Source organism: Peribacillus sp. AS_2 (genome assembly GCF_026891895.1).
Classification (GTDB): Bacteria; Bacillota; Bacilli; order Bacillales; family DSM-1321; genus Peribacillus; species Peribacillus frigoritolerans.
This window is the reverse complement of the sequence record NZ_JAPTGA010000005.1, coordinates 311953-335902: the sequence shown is the minus strand read 5'-3', so window position 1 is coordinate 335902 and position 23950 is coordinate 311953. Positions and strand designations below refer to the sequence as shown.

General features: G+C 39.1%; 19 protein-coding genes and 1 pseudogene. 5 read left to right on the top strand and 15 right to left on the bottom strand.

Features of this window, described 5'->3' with window-relative positions; genetic code table 11:
• Positions 1–7: 7 nt before the first annotated feature.
• A pseudogene (locus tag OTG27_RS11830) lies at positions 8–538 on the top strand (family 4 glycosyl hydrolase); the annotation flags it as partial.
• 845 nt (positions 539–1383) lie between these two features.
• On the opposite strand, the gene OTG27_RS11825 reads toward OTG27_RS11830, so the two are convergent.
• Entirely contained in the window at positions 1384–1755 is a 372-nt protein-coding gene (locus tag OTG27_RS11825) for a cyclic-phosphate processing receiver domain-containing protein (RefSeq protein ID WP_057277645.1), read from the bottom strand.
• A gap of 301 nt (positions 1756–2056) precedes the next feature.
• Between OTG27_RS11825 and OTG27_RS11820 the strand changes: the two genes are divergently transcribed.
• Positions 2057–2236 carry a hypothetical protein gene (locus OTG27_RS11820; RefSeq protein ID WP_268937026.1) on the top strand — a complete coding sequence of 60 codons (180 nt, stop codon included), beginning with the start codon at positions 2057–2059 and terminating at the stop codon, positions 2234–2236.
• Between the two features lie 188 nt (positions 2237–2424).
• Here OTG27_RS11820 and OTG27_RS11815 read toward each other — a convergent pair whose 3' ends face one another.
• Positions 2425–3213: a FadR/GntR family transcriptional regulator gene (locus OTG27_RS11815; RefSeq protein ID WP_268937025.1), complete on the bottom strand. Its 789-nt coding sequence runs from the start codon at positions 3211–3213 to the stop codon at positions 2425–2427.
• A gap of 512 nt (positions 3214–3725) precedes the next feature.
• Between OTG27_RS11815 and OTG27_RS11810 the strand changes: the two genes are divergently transcribed.
• Positions 3726–5114: an FAD-binding oxidoreductase gene (locus OTG27_RS11810; protein WP_268937024.1), complete on the top strand. Its 1389-nt coding sequence runs from the start codon at positions 3726–3728 to the stop codon at positions 5112–5114.
• 4 nt (positions 5115–5118) lie between these two features.
• Complete coding sequence (locus tag OTG27_RS11805; protein ID WP_268937023.1) at positions 5119–6093, top strand: bile acid:sodium symporter family protein; 975 nt, start codon at positions 5119–5121, stop codon at positions 6091–6093.
• A gap of 89 nt (positions 6094–6182) precedes the next feature.
• Here the strand turns inward: OTG27_RS11805 and OTG27_RS11800 are convergent, their stop codons facing one another.
• Positions 6183–7214 (bottom strand): acyltransferase, encoded by a 1032-nt coding sequence (locus OTG27_RS11800; protein ID WP_268937022.1) that lies wholly within the window; start codon positions 7212–7214, stop codon positions 6183–6185.
• A gap of 741 nt (positions 7215–7955) precedes the next feature.
• Here OTG27_RS11800 and OTG27_RS11795 point away from each other — a divergent pair.
• Positions 7956–8597, top strand: coding sequence for a glycosyltransferase (locus OTG27_RS11795; RefSeq protein WP_268937021.1), 642 nt, complete (start codon positions 7956–7958; stop codon positions 8595–8597).
• Positions 8598–8969: 372 nt separating this feature from the next.
• Here OTG27_RS11795 and OTG27_RS11790 read toward each other — a convergent pair whose 3' ends face one another.
• The 12 genes from OTG27_RS11790 to OTG27_RS11735 all read right to left on the bottom strand — a co-directional run bounded on the left by OTG27_RS11790 (position 8970) and on the right by OTG27_RS11735 (position 23495).
• Entirely contained in the window at positions 8970–9659 is a 690-nt protein-coding gene (locus OTG27_RS11790) for an exosporium leader peptide (protein WP_268937020.1), read from the bottom strand.
• A 1836-nt stretch (positions 9660–11495) separates the two neighbouring features.
• A complete protein-coding gene (locus OTG27_RS11785; RefSeq protein WP_268937019.1) occupies positions 11496–11843 on the bottom strand; it encodes a hypothetical protein in 348 nt (115 codons plus the stop codon).
• A gap of 944 nt (positions 11844–12787) precedes the next feature.
• Positions 12788–13765: an NAD(P)H-dependent flavin oxidoreductase gene (locus OTG27_RS11780; RefSeq protein WP_268937018.1), complete on the bottom strand. Its 978-nt coding sequence runs from the start codon at positions 13763–13765 to the stop codon at positions 12788–12790.
• Positions 13766–13839: 74 nt separating this feature from the next.
• Complete coding sequence (locus OTG27_RS11775) at positions 13840–15726, bottom strand: sigma-54-dependent Fis family transcriptional regulator (RefSeq protein ID WP_268937017.1); 1887 nt, start codon at positions 15724–15726, stop codon at positions 13840–13842.
• 205 nt (positions 15727–15931) lie between these two features.
• Complete coding sequence (locus OTG27_RS11770; protein WP_268937016.1) at positions 15932–16708, bottom strand: acetoin reductase; 777 nt, start codon at positions 16706–16708, stop codon at positions 15932–15934.
• Between the two features lie 35 nt (positions 16709–16743).
• A complete protein-coding gene (lpdA, locus tag OTG27_RS11765) occupies positions 16744–18126 on the bottom strand; it encodes a dihydrolipoyl dehydrogenase (RefSeq protein ID WP_268937015.1) in 1383 nt (460 codons plus the stop codon).
• 16 nt (positions 18127–18142) lie between these two features.
• The gene (locus OTG27_RS11760) at positions 18143–19363 is read right to left on the bottom strand and encodes a dihydrolipoamide acetyltransferase family protein (protein WP_268937014.1); all 1221 of its coding nucleotides are present in this window, start codon (positions 19361–19363) and stop codon (positions 18143–18145) included.
• Positions 19364–19468: 105 nt separating this feature from the next.
• The gene (locus OTG27_RS11755) at positions 19469–20503 is read right to left on the bottom strand and encodes an alpha-ketoacid dehydrogenase subunit beta (protein WP_268937013.1); all 1035 of its coding nucleotides are present in this window, start codon (positions 20501–20503) and stop codon (positions 19469–19471) included.
• A gap of 21 nt (positions 20504–20524) precedes the next feature.
• The gene (locus OTG27_RS11750; RefSeq protein WP_268937012.1) at positions 20525–21517 is read right to left on the bottom strand and encodes a thiamine pyrophosphate-dependent dehydrogenase E1 component subunit alpha; all 993 of its coding nucleotides are present in this window, start codon (positions 21515–21517) and stop codon (positions 20525–20527) included.
• A 335-nt stretch (positions 21518–21852) separates the two neighbouring features.
• On the bottom strand, positions 21853–22395 hold the full coding sequence (locus tag OTG27_RS11745) for an NADPH-dependent FMN reductase (protein WP_268937011.1): 543 nt from the start codon (positions 22393–22395) through the stop codon (positions 21853–21855).
• Between the two features lie 74 nt (positions 22396–22469).
• Complete coding sequence (locus OTG27_RS11740) at positions 22470–22793, bottom strand: antibiotic biosynthesis monooxygenase family protein (protein WP_268937010.1); 324 nt, start codon at positions 22791–22793, stop codon at positions 22470–22472.
• Positions 22794–22901: 108 nt separating this feature from the next.
• The gene (locus OTG27_RS11735; RefSeq protein ID WP_098865816.1) at positions 22902–23495 is read right to left on the bottom strand and encodes a TetR/AcrR family transcriptional regulator; all 594 of its coding nucleotides are present in this window, start codon (positions 23493–23495) and stop codon (positions 22902–22904) included.
• Positions 23496–23950 lie beyond the last annotated feature (455 nt).

Here is a 23950-nt window from a genome sequence, read left to right as displayed (position 1 = left end):
TGTATCGCTTGCCGAAGAAAAGGAATCCTCAGCAACAAATGGGACGAGGGCTGAGGTCGTTCAACAAATGGAAAAAGAACTATTTGAATTGTATAGAGATCCTGAACTGAATGTTAAACCGACTCAACTAGAAAAGCCCGGTGGAGCGTATTACAGAGAAGCGGCCTGCAGCCTCATCAATTCGATTTACAATGATAAGCGGGATATTCAGCCAGTCAATACACATAATAACGGAGCGATAGCGAGTATTCCAGATGAATCAGCCATTGAAATTAACTGTGTGATCACCAAAGAAGGCCCTAGACCAATCGCCATAGGCGACCTGCCTGTAGCAGTCCGGGGGTTGGTCCAGCAAATTAAATCATTTGAAAGAATGGCTGCTGAAGCGGCTGTCACAGGAGATTATCATAAAGCTTTGGTAGCGATGACGATAAACCTTTTAGTACCATCAGACACCATCGCAAAAAAAAAGCTGGATGAAATGCTCGAAGCGCATAAAGAAGACCTGCCGCAATTTTTCAATGAAGTGAAATCATGACTTAATTCAATGAATGCAGAATGGGCATATTAAATAGCAATTGGCTTTAAGACTAAAATAGATCACCCCTTGTCAGCTTTCAATCAGGGTGTGATCTATTTTATTGACCTGCAATTTATTCAAAACTTTTATCGATTAAGGCTGTTGTCGAGATGGTCTTACAATAAACTCATTAACGGTAGCATCTAGAATCGCCCTTTCAAGTCTGTATCAGCAATTGTTTGAGTTAATTCTGTTGTGATAGCTCCTGGAGAAACAATCGACACCCGAACAATACTTCCAACCACAGCTTCCTCTTGACGTAACGTTTCACTATCATATTTACAGCTGCTTTCGTTGCGCTTTAAACAGCTCCAATTAAATTTATCGTTTACATCAGGAGGCAGGTAATGCAAAAAAATACAAAGATAACTGTTTACCTTATACAACGGATGACAAAGCCTCAAAGAAGGAAAAATCCCACAGAAAATTGAAAGATCTGGGTGGCTAGATAAGTCTTAAGAAACCACCAAAATTAATTAGGCGATAGGGCAGGGGGGGATAGTAACTTTAAAATTACTTATCTCATATGTGTCGAATCTTTATGTGTACCCGGTATGAACTTCTGTTTGGCGGTACAATGCTATGGGAGTTGGGATATAGATATACGCAGCCAGAAAGAAAAAGTAATTCGATGATCAAGTTGTTCACATGGTGATGATGGCAAAGTGTGCAATGAAAAATATTCAATCTCTTAAACAAAGTAGAAATACAAAAAGAGCAACTCGGATTAAAGTTGCCCTTTGTATCTTACCCTTGGTCTAATGTACAAACAATGGGTGAAATGTAATTGAGATTGAGAAGGGTTACCGTATATCTATATAATGTTGCAGAACCTTTGACGGGAAGAATTTGAGGGGCAATGGTCGTAAGGATACGATAATGGCAGGGGGCATAGTTAAGTTCCGTTGTGCTTGCTTTAAACAGTTGTACATCGCTTTACCTCCAACTGAATTGGCAGAGTGAATAGTAATGCGATTAGCAAATAGTTTTTCTTTCACCATCTCTTGAACAAGCATAAAACCATTCCTGGTTTTATTTAATAAATCATGATCCAAAGAGAGATGTTCAATATCAAAGTTTTGCAATAGCTCTAAACATTCGTCAATAGTCTCGACTAACACATAGCCATCGGGTGCTTTCCGATAGTCATCCAAAAAAACGCTGATTTTCTCCATTTCCTTCACTCCTTTGCTTATGCAAGTGTGACTAAGAAAAGTCAATTAAAACCAAGAAAATATGGTTTTATCTATTAAGTCTAACACAACAAGGTAAGAAGGGGGGATATTCGACGTTTAATACTACTATACGACAGCCTTTTTTAGATCGTCGTGCTACTTCAACTAATGGATCTTTACTATAAGAAGGAATTGTTACTGAGCAATACCTTGTGAAATATAGTACAAAACATCCGCTTACAAGTTAATGATTGTAATAATTTGGGTAAAAGGTAATATCTTGATTAAAAGGAGAAGTGATATGTTACATCCAGACGAGATTTACCTTATATTAAGGGACAAAACGCTGCTGTTGGAGTTAAAGGAACAAATTAATGACAATCATATTTCCTACTTATCAATGATTAATGAAGAGCTTTCATTGATTGATAATGCTCTAAAAGTATGTAACATTGATTCCTACACTATGTCAAAAGGATAAAACCAACATTTACTTATATAGGGGATCAATTTTTTAACTATAATTAACCAGCTTAGCGCCCTCTGAGAAAGGCGCTTTTTTTATTGGGCAAAGTAGTATCAATTAATAGGCCAAGGTTAAAAAATCACTTAGTTGATAATTTTAGAGGTGTAGTTTCATATTGGGTTAATCATATTGCAAGCAGAACTTTATTTTTCACCTACAGCATTGTGAGGCTGGTCTTTTTTATTTGGATAAGCAGCAATTTTTGCATCTTCTCCAATGCTTTCAAGTGTAGCCGCAGCCATCTGCTCTCTAATGCGAATGATATGGGCATTCATTAGTTGCTTGGCTTTATCCGCGTCCTTTAATGCGATGGAATAGTAGATTTCTTTATGTTCTTGAAGCGTTTCTTGAAAATGACCTGGTTTTGCGAAACGATGCCGTCTGGTGGCACGAATCGTATTTTTCATTTGGTCACTTAAAGTATGAACCAATCCAGCATATATGGAATTATTTGTGGCTTGTGCAATACTATGGTGAAAAAGCAGATCTGCTCGCAAGCCTAATTCTTCATCATGTTCCGAGCGTGCCATTTCTTCTAGAGCCTTAAGGATATTTTGTAAATCAAGAGAGTTTGCTCTCTGCGCAGCAAGAAAAGCACACTCCGTTTCAATTACTCGACGGACTTCAAGCATTTCATAGACCATGTTGTCCTCAGATTTAATGATTGAGGTGGATAGCTGTTCAATCAGGGATTGAACATCAGATTGTCTGATAAATGTTCCATCACCTGGTCTAATCTCAATGACTCCGTTTATCTCCAATACTCGAAGGGCTTCCCTGATTGATGTTCGACTCACTTTAAAAAGGTTCGATAATTCGCGTTCAGGCGGTAATTTATCTCCAGGTTTCAATTCACCGCTAATAAAAGATTCCTTAATTTGATTGAAGATGACTTCGTACACTTTGGGAGATTTAACTGGTATTGAATCCATTACTTTCTTCACATCCTTCCATGACAACCCTAACAACTTGCTGGTTCGACTATTAGTGAAATCATTCTAACAAGCATTCATTTATGAAGCAAGGGGATAATCCGCAATATTAAAATTAAAATAAATAACTGTTGAAAAAATCTGATATTTTAATTGGTTAGACCAATATTGTCAAAATATTATGGTCTAGATTCAGTCAAATTACGTTCACATGGCTATTAAAGATCGTTTGGGTTTTTGTTATAAGGATGGAAAATTAACTATAAATATTGAGAATAAAGCATATTTTTATGGAGAAAAGTATAAAACGGATAATTGTTGAAAAAGTCAAAAAATTTAGTATAATGAAAATTGGTTAGACCAATTATCCGGTAAATGGAAACGGTATCATATAAAGCCATTTAAGGAGGGGGAAACCATCTCTTGTTACTCAGTTGAAGAATAGAAGAAGAAACTAAATAAGTTTTTGATATGACAAAAACGGATGCTATAGCAGAAAGAAGGAGAATAGAATGGAAGCGGCTAGTGTAAATTTAATCAACGATTTAAAGCAAATCCTTTCGGGAAGCCAAGTAACGGAAAACCAGACAGTAAGAGAATTGCATGCCAGAGATGAATCCTATCATGCTGTAAGTCTTCCAGATATTGTTGTATTTCCGGAAACAGCACAGCAAGTTAGTGAAGTTGTGAAATTGGCAAATAAGTACAAAATCCCGATGGTTCCTTTTGGGTTGGGATCAAGCCTCGAGGGACATGTCATACCATACAACCATGGCATAACAATTGATTTTTCACTAATGAATAAAATCCTGGAAGTGCGTGAAAACGATTTTCTCGTAAAAGTTCAGCCTGGCGTAACGCGTTCGCAACTAAACAAAGAATTGAAAAAATACGGTTTGTTTTTTTCCGTTGACCCGGGAGCTGATGCTACTCTTGGCGGAATGGCGGCAACAAATGCCAGTGGAACGACATCAGTTAAATATGGTGTGATGCGTGATCAAGTCCGTGATCTTGAAGTGGTACTTGCAGATGGTTCGATTATACATACTGGCAATTTGGCGGCTAAATCGTCATCAGGCTACCATCTAAACGGCCTTTTTGTTGGATCAGAGGGAACGCTTGGCTGCTTTACGGAATTGACGTTAAGAGTTTACGGAATTCCTGAGCACGTTATGGCGGCAAGGGCATCATTTCCGACATTGACCCATGCGGTGGAAGCTGTTGTATCCATTTTGCAGTCAGGTGTTCCAATAGCAAGGGTGGAACTTGTCGATGAACCCTCGATGAAGCAGGTTAACCTTTATAGTGATACAAGCTATAACGAAGCGCCTACACTATTTTTGGAGTTTCATGGCAATGAAGCCGGGTTAAAGCAAGACATAGAGTTCACTAAGGAAATAGTAGCTGAACATAATTGTTTCGATATTGAATTTGAAACAGATAATGCTGCCAGGAACCGCCTATGGGAAGCTCGCCATAATCTTGCTTATGCTTATATTCATGGCAATCCTGGAAAAAAACTGATGGTGACTGATGTCTGCCTTCCGATTTCAGAGCTGTCCGGTGCCATTCACCATGCAAGGGAAGCTATTGATTTCCTTGGCCTTACCGGTGGGATCGTCGGCCATGTAGGCGACGGGAACTATCACGTACTTTTAATGATTGATAACAATAATCAAGAAGAGATTAAAAGAGCAGAACAGCTAAATGAACAAATTGTCCTGTATGCCTTAGAACGTAAGGGAACATGTACTGGCGAACATGGTGTTGGGGTCGGTAAACAAAAATATCAGGAAAAAGAACATGGGAACTCATTGTTTGTGATGGAAAAAATCAAAGTGGCCCTTGATCCAAATAATTTATTAAATCCCAATAAAATATTAATGCTAGAAAGAGTGTGATGGAATGAAAGTATTAGAAGCATTAAGCGCAGTAGCCGGAAAATATTTTGCTGTTTGGGTTATCTTAATATCCGTCATTGCTTTTATATTTCCTGAGCCATTTTTGGGATTGGGGGGATTCATTACAATATTGCTTGGCGTTGTCATGTTTGGAATGGGGCTCACTTTGAAAGCAGTTGATTTTAAAATCATCATTACTAAACCACTGCCCGTGATAATTGGAGTTTGCGCCCAGTTTATCATTATGCCATCTGTAGCATTCCTTATTGCTAAACTCATGAATTTGCCAGCCGAATTAGCTGCAGGTCTGGTATTGCTTGGCTGTGTACCAGGTGGAACAGCCTCTAACGTGATGGTATATCTTGCAAAAGGGAATGTACCTTTATCGATAGCTATGACTTCGGTATCAACTTTACTGGCTCCTATCATGACACCGCTGCTTCTGCTTTTGCTGGCAGGACAATGGATGCCTGTTGATTTTTTTGATATGTTTAAGTCCATTGTGCAAGTCATCCTTCTACCGATTGTTTTAGGATTGGCCATTAAGCGGTTTTTCCCAGTAGCAGTTGAAAAAAGCTTGACCGTTTTACCACTTATTTCGGTAGCAGCCATCATTACTATTGTAAGCGCAGTAGTCTCAGGCAACGCAGCTAGCATTGCTGCTTCCGGGTTCCTTATTTTTACTGCCGTGATGCTTCATAACGGATTTGGGTTACTTTTTGGTTACTTAGCAGCAAAAGTGCTTGGACTTGATGAAGTCAATAGAAGGGCGATTTCGATTGAAGTGGGCATGCAGAACTCTGGGTTAGGCGTTGCACTCGCCACTGCACATTTCGGTCCGCTGGCAGCACTTCCAAGCGTCCTGGCTGCTGCATGGCACAACATATCGGGACCAATTCTCGCGACTTACTGGTCAAAAAAACATGCTGGCGACAGTATAGAGGAAGCGCCAGTTCATCCAGTGGAGACCAAGCTTTAATTATTTGTAATTGAAAAAAAATCCCATGCTCCCAGCAGGGATTTTTTTATCTATAAATCCCAGCACTAAGTAAAGGTTTTAACCTTCCACTAACTGATTTTTACCAATTCGCTTAAACGCCTTTTGAAATATTGAAGCAGGTCATAAGAAATGTACGACATCGTAATTATTAGGAGTGTCTCAAATAGTTTTAAGAAAAGATTGTCAGATTTATGATCCATTCTTAGTGCCGATATAATTAAATCAAAAATATCGATGAAGACTACATGAACAATGTATATACCCAGGGCTCTTCCTCCTACTTTAGTAATGAACAAATCCTTCCCCAATGTTTTATTATTTAATGCAAATAAAAAAAGAAATGCAGTTAAAAAGATAGTAGAAATAAAATACTCCCCATGACTTCCCGATAATATCTTTTCTAATAAGTATCCTTCTACCACTTGGATAGTAAAGAAGATTAAAATTAAAGATAAATTGGTTTTGGCTGTTATTGCTCCCGACTTTTTAAAGAATTTATCTTCCGCAAAGAAGAATCCCAAAGTTGTATAAAAAAGACCAATGAATAAAGCATCCCGTGTACTCAGAGGAAGATCATAGAACACCGAATACGATTGTCCGAAAAGACCTAACAAGTTGAATATTAAGCTAATGGGTAAAAGAAGCCATGCTTTTTTTAACTTAAAAAAACCGAATAGAATGATAACACTCCAAATTAATGCGGTTAAAAACCACAATTGGTATCCGCTAGTCCCAGTTCCGTAATATAAAAGGTCAAGAAAAGAAAAATGATTAATGTATTGAGCAAATTCCTTTGGTACATCGGCAGCATCTTTATAAAGAATTAGAACATCATACATCATATAAAAGAAGAGCCAGCACAAATACAGTTTCAAGATTTTTATAATATACCTTTTAAAATAATCAAAGGAATCCCTTTTATGGATCATCTTTTGACCGAACAAATAACCAGATGCAGTAAAGAAGAATGGCACCGCAAACCTTGAGAGGTTATCGAGAATAAATAGACCAATTTGGCTATCCCTAGGGAATACATGAATGACTACAACAGAAAATATGGCAAAAAATTTAATAAAGTCAATCGCGTTATTTCTTTCCATTTGCTCACCCTTTTCATAACACTTTTACTATCATTGGTTATTCCCTATATTATGTACACCAAAGAAAAATTTATTTTTCTCTTTCTGATTCCAATTACAAGATACTGTAAGACTTAATTAATGAACAGCTAATCGTTCAGGAGGGTGGACTGTTTGTAGTAGTAGCTTCACTATACAGATAGTAATCATTTGAATGCCTATGTTCTTGTTAATCTGGCCCTTACAGAAGAAACCCCTGTAATCAAGCCTTTTGACTAAGGGAAATGGGAGACTTTCTGATTACAACTTGCAAATTGATATTTAATTATCATCGCTTGGAGCACTGCACACATGCTGGAGCATAAGTCCTGCTGATCTATTAAAAACATTTAATTTTTGCTGCTCTAAAAGAATGCTTAATAGTTTTGGTAAGACAATGTGATGAAGGGGGAGGAGGTGTTCTTATTTTCTACTTTCTCTATTAACTTGCTCCCATATTAAATTCACTAATTCTTTGCGTCTCATTCAAGTAATTTAAACATTAATTCATCATATTTAAAGCACCAATGCGACGTAGCTGTGTCTGTGTATTAATCATGATTGATGACCTGATTTTATACAAAACATCTTACATTGGACGATGTGAGTCCATCTAATTCCAATTTAATATAAACATGGTAAGTACAAGCAATTTTATGCATATAAAATTCGCATATATCAATAATAAAAAGGAACTTTTTAACTTTGGAAGGAGATGGTTTTATGAAAAAATTATTGCTGATGGGATTTATTTTATTATTTCCTCTAAACATGGTGGCCGGAACAACTAGCGCATACGCTAAGCCACAGGAACAACGTATTAGCCAATCTGAGGTAAACTTCGAAAATGAATTCAGGAGACTTTGGATTGATCATGTATTATGGACGAGTAATTATATAACAAGTGCAACCACCGCTGGAGCGGAGGATCAAACACAGGTATTGGCTAGACTTCTAAAGAATCAGGAGGATATTGGTAATGCTGTAAAGCCAGTATACGGAGAGAAAGCTGGGAACAAACTTACCGAACTGCTTAAGGAGCATATTGTAATTGCGGGGAAGATTGTAGATGCGGCTAAAAGCGGAAATGATGCCTTGGTGAAACAGCTAAACAAAGAATGGTATAGAAATGCTGATGAAATAGCAGCTTTCCTTAGCGGTGCCAACCCCTATTTAAAAAATGAAGATCTAAAAAATTTGCTGTATATACATCTGAAATTTGTGACAAATGATTTAACTGCAAGCTTAGCAAAAGATTGGAACGCAAGAATCGTTGCAATTGACGAAGGGGTCACACATATAATCCTAATGGCAGATACTATCACTGCGGGAGTTATAAAGCAGTTTCCGGATAAGTTTAAATAATAATCTTTAGAATCCTCCAGTAATCTGTTGGAGGATCTTTCATGTTGAGAGATGAAATGATTATGTTTATATAACTGGTTCAATCAAATGCGCGCTGTTGCGTAACTGCATTATTACACTGAACTGCACGGTTACTTTAAGTACATTCCTTGATCGCAGAGATAACAGTTCAAGGCAATATTTAAACATAATATGAAGAAGTTGCTTATTGAACAAACGGGGCATGTTATTTCAAGAAGGAATGAGACTTCGCTTAATTTACCTGTGTAAACAAAACCACCACGGTCATTAAGCATCTGAAAGTTATAAAAGGAAAAAGCCCACAACATTTAGGTTAGGGCTCTTTTTGCTCCTATTTACTGACTTTGGCAGCTAGTTGGCGATTTTTGTGACTACTAATGAGGGATACCTATATGTTACATTGGCAGACGCAGTAATAACTCTAATACTTAGCCTATCGTTTGCGGATAATTGAAGTTGGATTGTTCTTCCTATCGTGTTTCTAGTTTCAACTTGCGATGGTTGACCGCCTGGACCGCCTGAAATACGATTAAAGGATTCAAAAGTACTTTCAAGAACCGGGGTTGTGTCATTGATGAATAACCTGAACTGCACCTCGGTATTAAACGTCAAGTTAGAAGCATTAATCAATCTGGCTGTTAAATCCATGCTAATCTCATAAACCCCAGCAGTCAGAACCTCAATATCAGTATAAGGACCAGGACCGGGAGGAAAAGGAGCAGTTTCTAATAACGGCCCAGTAGTTGTAAAAACAACCTTCTGCCCCAGAGCCGGAGGACTTACCGTAGATACTGTGACAAAATTTCCAGACGGATCGTACAATGACCCATAAGCCAAAGCACCCCCTGGTCCTGGAGGTCCTGGAGGTCCTGGAAGTCCTTGAAACCCTTGAGGTCCTGGAGGTCCTTGAGGTCCTCGAGGACCTTGTTCACTATCCTTACATTTTTTATGATCGTTTTTATTGACGAAATCATCTTTTTTACACTTATAGGTCGTGTCAACAAATCTACGACCTTGAATTGGCTTATCTATTTTACTCACCCTTTTTCTCATTGTTCACTTTCCCAAAAAGTCGAGCAATGAAGATTTTTTTCTGTTTTTTCCGTTTCTCTTTCTGCTTTAATAAGTTTCTATTTCCTCTTTAGCAGAGGATACAAGGGGCCCTATACGTTTTACTGTAAGTGACAGAGATCTATAAGAAACACTTCCACTCACATTTTGAATAAACACAAACACTTTTTCGCCTGCATTTAATTCCACTTGGACGGTCTTACCTATAGTGTTAAACCAAAAAGGTTCTCCAGTTTGACATGTCGATCCTATTACGATTCCGAAAGAGGAACCTGGAATGGGCCCTATGACACTTCAGTTAATCGTGAATAATGAAGTGTCAAGTTCATTAGTAACCACAACAAGGTCGGCACTTATTTCATAGACACCACTTAGAGAGACAGTGATCTCATTTGTTTCCGGATTCGGGATTGTATTTAAACTGAATCCTCGGAAATCAAAATCTATATGACAAAATTCCCAAACGGATTGTACAATGATTAAGCCAAAGCACCCCCTGGTCCTTGAGATCCTGTTTTCCGTAGTGTGATTCTTTGCAACAATTATTATCGTGATCGGCCAAGTTAATCACTCCCTTTCTACACTATATATGCCGATATAAAAAAAAGGCTTGGATTTTTAGTTTGTTTTTTTAAAAATAAGGATCTATTTAAAGCTATATTGAATGGGCTATATTGAATGCGTACAATTAAGAATGATAGCTGAATAACGTTTGGGCAAGTTATTTTAAAGAAGAAGCTGGAATATCGATTTATCAACGTTATGTATATACTGAACATAAAAAACCTATAAATGTGCTTGTTGAAATACCATGAAAATTAACTTCTGAAAAAAAAGGAATACCGAAAAAGACGCAGTTCATTTGTAAAAGGGGAGAGCGTCTTATATATGGAATCGGATTGGTTAACTGAATTAAGAAGCCTCTGGTTCTGCCAATGTACCCGTGTAGCTTAAACTTTCAAGTCTTCCAAGCGAATTCCGAACAATGGATTGTTGCAACTGAGAAATATGATTTTCGTAAAAGAAAGTATTGTCGAATCCCGTTTCGCGTGGAAAATCATGGATTTATAAAACTGAATCACCCTGAGGTATATTTGAAAAAGTTTAGATTCATGAATAGGATATTTGTAAAGATTTGTGAATTATTTCGGGAATAAGGAAATGAATCAAATAATAAACGGTTCAACAAGGATATTTATCAATTAGATAATAATTTTAAAAAGAAAGTCTTGACAGGAATTTAGAATTAATCATAAAAGGAAAATAGAGAATCTAAAACATTCGTAAAAAAGATTTTCCGTATGGATGTCTATATGTCAAATGTAGTCGTTGTTAAAAATGTTTAATAGATGAGGGGTGGTAGACATTAAAGGAAAGAATCATTTTTATTAAACATTTTTCTAGTTTACATAATATATATTATAGGAAGTTGTATTTTTAATGTTTATTTTGTCTCATATCTTAAGAATACTTAACTTAGTGAGACGGGATACGGATTTTTTATATTTAATTTCATTGCCATTATTTATCTATAATTTTTTTATTAATTAGTCATTGTAAACTTATACTTTAAAACTTAAATAAAAATTGTTCCAATTATAATGATTGATCTTCAATTTAAAAATTCGGTCTAAATTCGCAATAAGATTTCTTGGATTTAAGCTAATTTCACATCAGTTACGGTCATTTAAATTTTCTTGATTTATATATTGATTTTTAATTTATCTGCTAATTGTTAACATATTTCGTTTTCAGTCATTTTTATGCTATAGATTGGATTATTCAATTAGTATTTATCATCCTTAGTCATTTCACTCTAAGGATCTCTAATTGCTTGGTTGTGGTAATTAAATCTATTTTATTATTTCCCTTCATGTATAAAACTGAAGCGCCCTCACTTTTACCCTTTTTCCATCCATTCGCTTTAAGGGCCATTGCATATCCATATGGAATGCCGTCTTCTTCAGAAGCCCTTGACCATTCATATCTATTCCCTTGTTCATTAAACTGAACCAATTCAGCATTTTTAGGTACAGGGAATTCATTTAAATCTTCTGTAGCTGTGTATAAAGAAATAGAAATTGAGTAATAAATGATTGCCCCTCCTATTAAAAAAGCAGCTAGGGTAAGTGCACAACTAATCTTTTTCTTCATATTGCTTCCCCTTTCCTTTCCTAAAGACCTATTCAAAGAATAGTTGTCTAATAACCTGTAGTAATCTAAATATCCCTGCTTCATTTACATAATTTGTCATTTTTATTATTCTTATATATAAATTAAATGGCCAAATGAGAAAAATCACGGGTTAACACTTATGAAAAGTTATATAAATATAATTTACCTCAATGATAATTCAAAAGGTTTTTTATCATGCAAGTTCCGCTTTCTACCTGAAATTGATGATAGCTCCTCCATTTAGCCACATAATTACAATATAAGCTTTCATAATTAACCTCATAGCAGCCTTTAGCATGAATAACCTTTAAAAATTGTTTTAAACTTAATGATGCTCAAACCGCCATCGAGTTTTGATGTAAAATAACAAGCATTGACCGCTTTCATTTGTGGAAACAAGAAGTGAATCAATAGGAAGCTGCCATGCGTAATAAGGCAAACCTTCAAATTAAATTTGTATAGAACCACACCTACTTTCAGCAATCAGTTCTTGTTTATCATGAGTGAAATAAAATCGTAAAAGTCGATTTTTACATTTTATATAAAAAGATTTAAAAGTTTCAGGAATCAAAAATGCCAGATAAAATAGAATGGTTTTAAGATCTCAAGCTTTGTTTGATTAAGCAGAATAATAATGTTATGTAAACACTCACGAAAGGTTAATTACCTTTTTGTTTTTTTTGCATTTGAAAGTTTTTATTAAGAAGTTGCTGAAAGTTAATTAGCAAGTAATTGATGGGCTTATGTAGCTTTTTTCTCTTGAATTGGCTTTTCGCGTTAGAGTTATAAATCATTCTTCTGTTATAAATAACGGTCATGCATTTTTGATAAAGTCTATTCTTGACCACCTATGGAACTTTATTTCTAATAGATAAAAGAAGGAACACGAAATCACTATTGATCGCATGTTCCAGTTAGATTATTTATGTTCGAATGGCTTCGATACGGCTTTGGATGAATTCGAACGAGTTTTTTGCTTCTTGGACGATTTGTTTGATCAGTTCATTGACGGTCAATATTTCTTTTATGAGTCCTACGGATTGACCGCATGACCAGATGCCTCCGTCTAAATTTCCTTCAAAGTATACTTTCTTGCTTCTTTGTCCCGTAATTAGCGGAATCAATTCCTCTATAGTGGCACCTTCATTTTCAAGTTTGTCCACTTCTTTACTGACGGCATTTAATGCTACACGCGAAGGACTGCCTATATTCCGTTGGATGACGACCGTATCCGTTTCATTGGCCGATACCATCCACTGCTTCACGTTTTCATGAATCGGTGCTTCTTGCGTTGCCATAAAGCGAGTCCCCATGACGATACCTTCAGCACCGAGTGATAAGGCGCTGATAAGGCCCCTCCCATCCGAAAATCCCCCTCCAGCTATTACTGGTATATTTACAGAGTCAACGGCTCTAGGGAGCATGACAAGCGTTCCTACATCCCCCATGCCTGGATGTCCGCCTGTTTCATTCCCGACAATAATAATCGCATCGACTCCTAATTTCTCTGCAGACACAGCGTTTTTGATGTTCGCTACCTTATGTAACACGGTAAAGCCGTGCTCTTTAAGTCTGGGCATTAAACTTTCTGGGCTTCGGCCACTCGTTTCAACAATTTTCACATCTTCCTCAATTAAAATATCGATGAACTCATCATTCGGGGTTGCCGTTTGACTTGGAAACAGGTTCAGGTTGACAGCAAAGGGTTTCTTGGTCAAAGTTTTCACTTTCCGTATTTCATCACGGAGACCCTCTGGTGTCACCTGTGTTTTCGAAGTGATGATACCAAGTCCCCCGGCTTCTGAAACAGCGGCTGCAAGCGGGGCCCGGCCAACTTGAAACATCCCACCGCAAATGATCGGATATTCAATCCCCAATAATTCAGTCATTCTCGTTTTCATTTGCCATCATACCCCTTTCATTTTTCAAGGATTTCTATAAGTCTGCTTTTCTTACATAATGTACACACGCATGTCTATATACCATACTTATGGAGCCGCTTGTAAAATGTACTTCTTGGAATATCCATCAGCTTTGCTGCAGCAGTGACATTTCCTCTTGATTTTTGTAATGCCTCTATCATTAGATTCCGTTGAATTTTTTCACGGATCGTCAGTTCATTTCCCTTGATGTCATTTTTACCCGGTTCTTCCCATGCAGGGAAATCATCATGCCGTGTAACGGGCTGGGAATGCATGGTATTCAACACTTTAACATAATCAAGAGGTCCTTCTGCTAGTAAGATGGTCAATCGCTGAAGTACATTCTGCAGTTCTCTAATATTGCCTGGCCAATTGTACTCCTTTAAACGGTTCAATAATTCTTCAGTTAATGGAATATTCCAATTATTATTCGAACACAGGTAGTTGACTAGATAAGGAATATCTTCAATCCTTTCCCTTAAGGGAGGTACATGAATGGGGTAAACGTTCAGCCGATAGTATAAATCCTTACGAAAAGACCCTTCATTGACAAGCTCTTCAAGATTACGGTGTGTTGCAGTGATAATGCGAATATCCAATGATATGCTTTTTGTACCGCCGATCGGAACGATTTTTCTTTCCTGAAGAACACGCAGTAAGGCAACCTGCATCGCTGAAGGGATTTCACCGATTTCATCGAGAAAAATGGTCCCTCCATTTGCCTGCTCGAACTTCCCTTTGTGCCCTTGCCGTTTAGCCCCTGTAAAAGCGCCATCAACATATCCGAATAGTTCACTTTCCATTAAATCCTTAGGTATGGCTCCGCAATTTATCGTGACGAATGGTCCTTTTTTGCGGATGCTATTTTCATGTATAGCTTTGGCAATGAGCTCTTTCCCGACACCTGTTTCACCGGATATATACACATTCGCTTCTGTCGGTGCAACAAGCTTCACTTTACGTAATGTGTTATGAAAGGATTCACTAATCCCTCTTTCCCCTTCGAAGGCAAATCGTTCTGAAGGCATGGAAGCAGGAAATAGCCTATTGGCTTCACGACCATGATTCTCCGATAGGAATAAACACTTACCGGAAATCCTATTATCCTCTTTGGATAGAAGCGGATTTTCCTTTACGATTCGATATCCATGATTTAACAGATCGGCCAACGACATACCGATGGATTGAGGAATTTTTTTGCGAACCTGTTTACTGGCGGAGATTATCATTTGTTTATGATTACATACGATAAAAGGCAAATCTGGATAGGTTTCTGCAAGTTCTATCGAGTGCTGGGTCAGTGCCAGCTCCTTTTTATAGGAACGCATTCCCATTTCCTGTTCGATCGTATACGCCAAATTGGCTACCATCCCCAGCATGGAGGGATGAAAATATTCTACTGGACATGATATATCCAAAACTCCCAATATCTTACCGTCTTCATTTAATATGGGCATGGCAGAGCAACTCCATTTGTGCGAGGCAATCGAATAGTGTTCGGTACCTTGGATCATTACGGCTTCACCCGTTTTCAAAGCTGTTCCAATTGCGTTCGTTCCGACCTCACCCTCCGTCCAGCATACACCCTCCACAAAATTTATTTTTCCTGCCTCATCGAGGATTTTCTCGTTTCCGGAAAGTGAAAGGACATATCCATCCGGATCGACCAATAAAGCCATCATTCCAGATTCTTTTATCGATTGATTCATCCTGGATAATTGGGGTGATGCCACTTCTAATAGGAAGGAGTTTTTTTCTCTTTGAATGTCCAATAATTCATCCGTCAAAATGTGTTTGCCTTTATTAAGGTATGGGTTGACTTGATCTTTTTTGCAGCGATACCAGGATTCCATTATTCGCTTGTTCAGACGATTTGAATCGAGAACCCCTTCACTGACAAAGCGTTCCCATATACGTAGATAACAACTGGTGGATAGCATATAATCCTCCTCTAATCATTTGGTTTGAACCTTCATTTGACCAGTCAATCTAGAGGAAAAATACCATGGAGTAATAAAATAGGATGTTTTTCGAGGTCTTTTTAATTATAGTAGATTATGTATTCGCTTACAATATTTAGATTGAGTTTGCAAAAAAAGCATCATGTGATCATTCACATGATGCTTCTCTATTTACCAATATAGCTTATGAAAAAATAACTCCTCCATCAATCATGATGGATTGCCCTGTCATATAATCCGAATCCGGTGAAGCAAGGTAAGAGACGAATTTCGCCACATCTTCTGGGGTTTCGGAGCGTCCCAAGGTTATGGAATCTGTGAACTTTTTAAATGTTTCCCCTTTAGCAAGATTCATATAAGGACCCATTTTTTCATCGATTAAATCCCACATTTGCGTCCCGACAATTCCTGGACAGTATGCATTCACCGTAATGCCGAACTGGGCCAATTCCTGTGCTGCCGCTTGTGTAATTCCCCTAACGGCAAATTTTGTGGCCGAGTATGTACCTAGTAAACTAAACCCTTTATAACTGGCAATGCTGGCAGCACTTATGATTTTCCCGCCTTCTTTCTTTTTCATTTGTTCTGCCGCGGCTTGCAGGCAAAAGAGGACACCATTTACATTTATATTGAAAATCTGTTCAAGATCTTCTTGAGTTACTTCCAATAGAGGCTTTATTTGAGCAATTCCTGCATTTGAAACCATAACATCCAGTTGTCCAAAACGTTCCACAACTTGATTAACCATTTCGAATACTTCCCGTCTATTGCTTACATCCGCTTTAACGGCAAAGCTTTCACGTCCAAGTTCCCTTATCTCATTCACGACCGATTCAGCCGTATCCAGTTTGACATCGTTAATGACCACATTCAATCCATCTTGAGCTAATCTTAATGCAATGGCACGTCCGATACCACGACCTGCACCAGTGACGACTGCCGTCCGTTGACCGCTAGCCATACAAAATCCCCCTTCAGTAAAAAAACTTATTTATTTTAGGAATGCACAGCTTGACCGACTACATTTAAAAGAGCTTCATGTATGGATTCCGACAAGGTTGGATGCGCCGCCACTAAATCTTCCAACATATCTGCCGTTATTTCTGCATGCAGCATGATCGTTCCTTGTCCAATCAATTCTGTTGCATGCTGACCGACAATGGAAAAACCTAGAATTTCATTATATTGTGGGTTCACTAGGACTTTGACCTTTCCTGCCGGTTTATTGGAAAGGGCAGCTTTCCCATTTGCCGAAAAAGCGAATTCACCAACTTTAATTTCACCATATTTTTGACGCGCTTCTTTTTCGGTCAAGCCTACACTGGCAATCTCCGGGGAGGTATAAATGCAGCGAGGGATTGCCCGGTAATTCACTTGTGCAAATTGACCGCAGGCATTCAGGGCCGCCACCCGTCCTTCATGAAAAGCTACATGGGCAAGTTGGATGCCTCCTATCACATCACCGCAGGCATAAATCGTTGGATTGCTTGTTTGCATTCGATCATCCACCGAGATGCCAAGTCGGGAAAAATCAATATCGTTTTCCTCTAAGCCTACTCCGCTCACTCTTGGTCTTCTCCCTATAGATACGAGTACATAATCAGCATGCATTTCTTCCAATTTGCCATCGCCATTCTCTAAATATACCGTTTTACTGGTTGCATTGATGTTTTTGACAGCTGTAGAGGTATGGACCGTAACGCCTTGGTTTTTCAATTCTTCATGCAGAATGCTCGTGGTATCCTCATCTTCCCCTGGAAGCAGCTTTTCCCCCATTTCGATAACGGTAACCTTGGTGCCCATCCTGCTATAAATGCTGGCAAATTCACATCCGATGACGCCGCCTCCGACTATTATCAGGGAATCGGGAATGGCAGGAAGTGACATGGCATGACCACTGTGGATGATCCATTCACCATCAAACGGCGCAAAAGGTAGTGGAATCGGTTCAGACCCCGTTGAAATGATGATCTTACTCGCATCAATCACTTCATTTTCATTTCCGTTCTCGATCCGCAGTCGATTGCTTGAAAGGATAGATGCCCTGCCCTGTATAACTTTTATTTTATTCTTACCCATTAAATATCGAATGCCGTTCACAAGTTTAGAAATGACCTCTCTTTTTCGGTCCTGTACGGTATCCCAATCGACTTCAATCGAATTGAGGGAAAGGCGAATTCCCATTTGCCCGGCATTTTTCACCAAGTCATACGTATCGGCACTTTTCAATAATGACTTCGTTGGCATGCAGCCTTCGTTTAAACAGGTTCCGCCCAATGGCCCATCGACTACCAATATGACCTCCTTATCCTGCTGGGCAGCAGTGATTGCCGCTACATACCCTGCAGGACCACCGCCTATAATAACTATACGATTCAAGACTTTCCCTCCTTTTCTATAAAATAACGGTGATCGGCTCTTCTAAATACCGTTTTAGTGTTTGTAAAAAGGCAGCAGCGGGTGCCCCGTCCAGTACACGGTGATCAAAAGTTAAACTGAGTGGCAAGATCGTTCTCCTCTCCAATTCTTCGCCAATATAAAGCGGGGTATCATAAGCAGTGCCAATTCCGAGTATCCCCGTTTCCGGTGTATTGAGAATCGGCGTAAAATGCTCAACGCCATATGCCCCGAGGTTACTGATAGTAAAAGTGGAACCTTGCATGTCTTCAATTGGCAATTGACCGTCACGTGCACACCGGGCCAACTCCTTCCCCTTATTCGATAACTGTCTTAGGGTACAATTTTCGGCATTTCTTATGACGGGAACAACTAGTCCATTCTCCAAGGCCACCGCTAATCCAAGATGGATAGACTCATACAAAATGATGTTATCTTCAATATAGGCACTATTCATTTTAGGGTGCTCTTTAAGTGAAAGCACGGCAGCCTTGGCAACAAAGTCCGTTATAGTCAATTTTGTTGATTCATATTTTTGCAGCGTTTCTGTAGCCTGTTTTTGCAAAATGACTAGATCAGTGACATCAACTTTCAGCGTTAGCGTTAATTGGGCACTGCTTTGCAAGCTCTCTTTCATACGTTTGGCAATGATGTTCCTCATTCCCTTAACAGGAATCTGCTGCTGACTCTCTATAGCAGGTTTTGGCGGAACTATTCTTTCTTCTGTATTTACCGGGATGGAATCCCTTTTCTCCATTACTTTCTGGACATCTTCTTTAGTGATTCTTCCTCCTGGCCCGGTGCCTTGAATTCTCTCAATGTCAAGATTCGCTGCCTGTGCCATTTTTCGTGCAACCGGAGTGATCATCAATCGATCTCCTATTGGCAAAGTGGGGGACTCTTTTGTTTTCGGCTTTTCTTGTTCATCAATTTTCAACTGGGTCTCTACAGCAACAGGTTCATCGATCTTTATTTTTTCATTCGGATCTCCGATATGACAGATAACGGTTCCTGGAGGTACTCCTTGCCCTTCTTGAACAGCTATATTCAGAATCGTACCTTCCGCTGGAGATTCAATATCCATTTCTATTTTCTCTGAATTGATGCTGGCTATTGCTTCACCTTTTTGGACTGGATCCCCAACAGCCTTACTCCATAACGAAACAGTGCCTTCTTTCATTGCCATGCCCAATTTCGGCATTACCACTTCGACAGCCATATCTAATTTCTCCCTTCATAATGGTTTGTTTTATCCATCATTGGTTTTGTTGCTCCAACCTTTGCAGTTCTATGCGAAAAAGCTGGAGCATGCATCTGGATTTATTTACACTCCTAGAATGGAAGGTTCCCCTAATAATTCTGAAACGGCTTGTATCACTTTTTCTGATGTAGGAAGGTAAATATCTTCAAGCGGTGGAGAAAAAGGGACAGGTGTATGTGGTGCCGTAATCCTCTTGATTGGCGCATCGAGCGTATCAAACCCCTTATCCGCCACCAGTGCGGCAATATCCGTTGCGACACTGCATCTTGGGTTCGCTTCATCGATCACGATCAAACGATTTGTTTTTTCCACAGAGGAGAGAATCGATTCTTCATCCAGTGGTGACAAGCTCCGCGGGTCGACAATCTCAACTTCAATTCCTTTAGCTGTGAGTTTTTCAGCAGCCTCTATCGCGGTGTGAACTTGTTTACCGATGGCAACGATCGTCAAATCCGAGCCTTTCCTTTTCATTTCGGCTTTGCCGATTGGGATTGTATAGTAGCCTTCCGGAACCTCTCCAACCATGTTGTATAGTGTTTTATCTTCAAAAAAGATGACAGGGTCATTATCTTCAATGGCTGAAAGTAAAAGCCCTTTTGCGTCATAGGGGGATGAGGGAACGACGACCTTCAATCCTGGAATGCTGGTGAACAAGGCATAAAGGCTTTGTGAATGCTGTGCTGCAGCCCTGAACCCTGCGCCATGCATCGTACGGATCGTCACGGGAACCTGTGCTTTACCGCCAAACATATAGCGGAATTTCGCACCTTGATTCAATACTTCATCCAAACAGCTGCCAATGAAATCGTTGAACATTAACTCGGCTATCGGTCGCAAGCCTGTCGAAGCGGCTGCCATTGCCGCTCCCATATATCCTGCTTCAGCAATGGGTGTGTCAAGAATTCTATCCCGGCCAAATTCTTGAACCAATCCTTTCGTGACACCTAAGACGCCACCCCATGCTTCGTCATCCTGCAAATGATCGACCTCTGCACCGCCGGCTACATCTTCTCCCATAAGGATGACATTCTCGTCTTTTCTCATTGCCATGGCCATTGCTTCATTTATTGCCTGCGACATACTGATTTTTCTACTCATCTCAATTCCTCCTTTTATGGTTTAATAAGATACATAAACATCGTTTAATAAATCAGACGCTTCTGGATATGGGCTCTCTTCACTGAACTTAACTGCTTGTTTAATAGATTCCTCAACGGCATTCTCAAGAGAAATCAGTTCTTTTTCCGCCAGCAGATTCTGATTCAGTAAGTAATTCCTAAATAGGGCAATCGCATCTTTCTCTTGTTTATGTTCCTTTTTTTCTTGTTCCTTTTTATATTTCTGTGCATCTCCCTCGAAGTGGCCATAATTACGATAAGTAACGCATTCGATCAATGATGGGCCTTCTCCCATGCGAGCCCTCTGAACGGCTTCTTCAGCAGCCTTATACACGGCCAATACATCTTTCCCATCCACCCGGACACCCGGGATATTGTAGCTTATCGCCCGATCGGCTATCGTTTTACAGCTAGAAGCATAGTTGAAAGGCGTGGCTTCTCCATACCCATTATTTTCAGCGATGAATATTACGGGCAGCTTCCAGATTGCCGCCAGATTTATCCCTTCATGGAATGTCCCATGATTATTGGCACCATCACCAAAAAAACATACACTAACATGATCGGTCTTTTTATACTTGGCAGTTAATGCTGCACCGCATGCGAGCGGAAAGCCTCCGCCGACTATCCCGTTTGCACCTAACATCCCCTTGTCCAAATCGGCAATATGCATTGAACCGCCTTTTCCTTTGCAAAGCCCGGTCACTTTCCCATAGATTTCAGCCATCATCCCGTTTAGGTCGCATTCTTTTGCAATACAGTGGCCATGCCCCCTGTGAGTGCTTGTAATGCTATCCTTTTCGGATAGGTGGGCACATACACCAACAGCAACCGCTTCTTCCCCTGCATATAAATGGACAAACCCAGGTAAAATCCCTTTTGCAAAAGATTCATGAACTTGGTCTTCGAATTTTCTGATCTCCAGCATTTTCTTGTACATCCAATAAGCCTTGTCCTGTGATAACTTCATTTCATTCGATTGAACCGTTTCCATTTTTCAGCCCCCAATCAGTAATAGCGAGTCAATCTTATATAGTGCAATTGCCGTGCCAAAAAGGGAGGCGGTAAAATTAGGACTTTAACTATTTTCAGCAGAAACAAAACGAGACAAAATGAGATTGGTGTCTCGTTTTGTCTCGTTTTGTTTAAAATATACGATCCGAATTCACTTATAACTGAAGTTCAAAGATGGTTTGAATGTGGAAAGCAGCCTGCTTAAGCTTAAGGAATAAGCTCTTTATACACCTTTTATTTAGGTTTCAGTATTTACTAACATTTAATTTTGTTAAATAGTTAGAGAGGAAGGACCTAGCTAGTAAACTATCAAGCTTAACGTAAATTTTTAAGCGCAGAGCTCCATGCAATTGTTTGATCTAGCATTGCATGGACATTAACAAGGTGTAAATCAGCTGGTTTAAACGTTTTGAAGTTTTCAAAGTCTGTAAATAGCGATAATGTTGGATTTACACGAACGTCCGCAATTAGTAATTCCCCTAATATGCCACGCAAATGTTCGGCTGCACGGGCTCCGCCAGTTGAACCATAGCTTACGATGCCCGCAGCTTTGTTGTTCCATTCATCACGTGCGGAATCAAGTGCGTTTTTTAATGCCCCTGTAATGCTGTGATTATATTCTTGTACGATAAACACAAAACCATCCAAGCTAGAGAGTTTTTCTGACCAAGCTAATAATCCTGGTTCTTTACCAGTGCCTTCTCCAAAAAACGGCAATTTGAAATCTGCGATATCGACGATTTCATAAGTTGCATCTTCTCGTTTATCTGCTATTTCTTTAACCCAATTTCCCACTTGCGGACTTACGCGTCCTATTCGTGTGCTTCCTAAGATAATTCCAATTTTTAATTTTTCCAATGTTTTCTCCTCCTCGTAAAAACTGACTGGCCAATTAATTGTTTTAAGAATATAACCATGATAAGATGATGGATTTACATATTTTCAATCTCTTCCACTAACGTGTAGTACCCACCTTCTGTATCTTCAATGAGATGCTTTATTTTGTTAAGATGTTCTCTGAATTCACTTTTTTCTAACCAATTTTTATGAAAATCAATACTCTCAAAGGTCGTTACCATAATTGCCTTATCATTATCTACAGAACGATGCCAACGGCTGCTGATCCAACCGGGAACACCTTGTGATCCCTTCTTGAAATTGAGCAGTTCTTCAGCTTGGATAGCAACCAAATCATCTAGTTTGCCTGGTTTAGCTGTAAATACATTAATCCATACTATTGTATTACTTGATTTCATATTCATAATCTCCTGTCTTCAATCTATTTTTAGTTCATTAAAAATTGGCATTTCCTTTACAATCACCATGGTATGTCAGCACTGACTGTCATTATACTTATTCAAAAACTAGGGAGTCAAAGCCCTAGTAAATGTTTGCACACTCTCCATGATAAATGCCTCCAGGGACACGGTTGGATAGTTCTCATCGGCATCCAGATTGTTCATAAAGGCACCAAAATTCATCATCATGAACGACAACGCCTGAAGCTCTGGGTCTGTGGGAATAAGCTTTCCTTTTTCATGCATCGTGTTAAAATAGTTTGTCAAAATATCCAATAACTGTCGGGGATGCTTTTGTGTTTTTTCTCTAAAACCAGGTAAATTGCCTTCCTCCTTGATACTTATCATAATCATTTTCCGGTTACGATTCATGATTTCATGATATGTTCGACTGATCAGTAGTAAATCTGAATGCAAATCCCACACGATTTGCTCTTCATTAAAAAGTTTGGTCATCTCTTCAGCATAATGATATCGGTCAAATGCCGTTTCTAAAAGATTTTGCTTGCTTCCAAACCGACGGAATAGTGTTTTTTCACTAAAACCTGCGGAACCAGCAATTTCCTGAGTAGAAACACCATTGTACCCTTTCTCTGCAATTAGATCGATTGCCGCCAACAGCAGCTTATCATCGGTACTAAGCTTATTACTGCTACTCATGCTCTCACTTCCTCCGAATGGACTGTCAGTACTTACTGACTTTCCATTTTATTCTATTCATCTGTTTTTAAATTGTCAAGAAAATATTTCCAACAGTACATTTTATTTTTAAGATTGAACGGGAAAAGGTGCACTATACGTATGAGAGTCATGGATGGCATATGGCATAACCTTCTAAAATCAAAGACCAGTATCCAGAAATGGAGAAGTTGCTCGTTGGAGAATCATCTCTAAGTTCAATCAAGAGAAATTTAAAAAGACGGAGCTTTTTGCTCCTTCTCAGTTTGTAGACAAAAGGGGTCTATTTAAAAATTAAAACAAAGTTGATTGGAACGGAAGGTACGAGACTCCTCCGGGAAAAGCGAGTCCAGGGGAGACCCCAGAGGCGCAATGGCGCAGAGGGCGGACCGCCCGCGGAAAGCGAGTGCCTTGAGTGGAAATCAACGTATAAATTA

What these genes read in the sequence shown, in the direction of transcription:
- OTG27_RS11800 (WP_268937022.1), bottom strand. Translation starts at nt 7,214, where the DNA reads ATGGAAAGAAATAACGCGATTGACTTTATTAAATTTTTTGCCATATTT.
- OTG27_RS11760 (WP_268937014.1), bottom strand. Translation starts at nt 19,363, where the DNA reads ATGGCTGTCGAAGTGGTAATGCCGAAATTGGGCATGGCAATGAAAGAA.
- OTG27_RS11735 (WP_098865816.1), bottom strand. Translation starts at nt 23,495, where the DNA reads ATGAGTAGCAGTAATAAGCTTAGTACCGATGATAAGCTGCTGTTGGCG.
- OTG27_RS11820 (WP_268937026.1), top strand. Translation starts at nt 2,057, where the DNA reads ATGTTACATCCAGACGAGATTTACCTTATATTAAGGGACAAAACGCTG.
- OTG27_RS11755 (WP_268937013.1), bottom strand. Translation starts at nt 20,503, where the DNA reads ATGAGTAGAAAAATCAGTATGTCGCAGGCAATAAATGAAGCAATGGCC.
- OTG27_RS11795 (WP_268937021.1), top strand. Translation starts at nt 7,956, where the DNA reads ATGAAAAAATTATTGCTGATGGGATTTATTTTATTATTTCCTCTAAAC.
- OTG27_RS11740 (WP_268937010.1), bottom strand. Translation starts at nt 22,793, where the DNA reads ATGAAATCAAGTAATACAATAGTATGGATTAATGTATTTACAGCTAAA.
- OTG27_RS11775 (WP_268937017.1), bottom strand. Translation starts at nt 15,726, where the DNA reads ATGCTATCCACCAGTTGTTATCTACGTATATGGGAACGCTTTGTCAGT.
- OTG27_RS11770 (WP_268937016.1), bottom strand. Translation starts at nt 16,708, where the DNA reads ATGGCTAGCGGTCAACGGACGGCAGTCGTCACTGGTGCAGGTCGTGGT.
- OTG27_RS11750 (WP_268937012.1), bottom strand. Translation starts at nt 21,517, where the DNA reads ATGGAAACGGTTCAATCGAATGAAATGAAGTTATCACAGGACAAGGCT.
- OTG27_RS11810 (WP_268937024.1), top strand. Translation starts at nt 3,726, where the DNA reads ATGGAAGCGGCTAGTGTAAATTTAATCAACGATTTAAAGCAAATCCTT.
- OTG27_RS11815 (WP_268937025.1), bottom strand. Translation starts at nt 3,213, where the DNA reads ATGGATTCAATACCAGTTAAATCTCCCAAAGTGTACGAAGTCATCTTC.
- OTG27_RS11785 (WP_268937019.1), bottom strand. Translation starts at nt 11,843, where the DNA reads ATGAAGAAAAAGATTAGTTGTGCACTTACCCTAGCTGCTTTTTTAATA.
- OTG27_RS11805 (WP_268937023.1), top strand. Translation starts at nt 5,119, where the DNA reads ATGAAAGTATTAGAAGCATTAAGCGCAGTAGCCGGAAAATATTTTGCT.
- OTG27_RS11780 (WP_268937018.1), bottom strand. Translation starts at nt 13,765, where the DNA reads ATGAAAACGAGAATGACTGAATTATTGGGGATTGAATATCCGATCATT.
- OTG27_RS11825 (WP_057277645.1), bottom strand. Translation starts at nt 1,755, where the DNA reads ATGGAGAAAATCAGCGTTTTTTTGGATGACTATCGGAAAGCACCCGAT.